We start from the raw sequence: 626 nt of genomic DNA, 5'->3' as shown, positions 1-626 counted from the left end.
GTCAATGCCACGACTTCGGCGGTGTACTTGAGCCCCGCTACATTATCGGCGCGGAATCACTTGACCAGTGAGCTATTACGCACTCTTTCAAGGATGGCTGCTTCTAAGCCAACCTCCTGGTTGTCTCTGCGACTCCACATCCTTTCCCACTTAGCACACGCTTAGGGGCCTTAGTCGGCGATCTGGGCTGTTTCCCTCTCGACTACGAAGCTTATCCCCCGCAGTCTCACTGCCACGCTCTCACTTACCGGCATTCGAAGTTTGGCTGACGTCAGTAACCTTGTCGGGCCCATCAGCCATCCAGAGCCCTACCTCCGGCAAGAAACACGCAACGCTGCACCTAAATGCATTTCGGGGAGAACCAGCTATCACGGAGTTTGATTGGCCTTTCACCCCTACACACAGGTCATCCCCCAGGTTTTCAACCCTGGTGGGTTCGGTCCTCCACGCAGTCTTACCCACGCTTCAACCTGCCCATGCGTAGATCACCCCGCTTCGGGTCCACAGCATGCGACTCAAACGCCCTATTCAGACTCGCTTTCGCTACGGCTCCCCCACACGGGTTAACCTCGCCACACACCATAACTCGCAGGCTCATTCTTCAAAAGGCACGCAGTCACATCACA

Annotated in this window: 1 other annotated feature (only partly in view). The window is 55.9% G+C overall.

The annotated features are described in order from the left end of the window. Positions 1–626: a sequence feature (mutual gap in cmsearch alignment for this rRNA model is longer than 100), on the bottom strand (it extends past both window edges: 2,079 nt to the left, 938 nt to the right).

It is taken from the genome of Acrocarpospora macrocephala, assembly GCF_009687865.1.
Lineage (GTDB): Bacteria > Actinomycetota > Actinomycetes > Streptosporangiales > Streptosporangiaceae > Acrocarpospora > Acrocarpospora macrocephala.
This window is presented reverse-complemented; position numbering and strand designations above follow the sequence as displayed.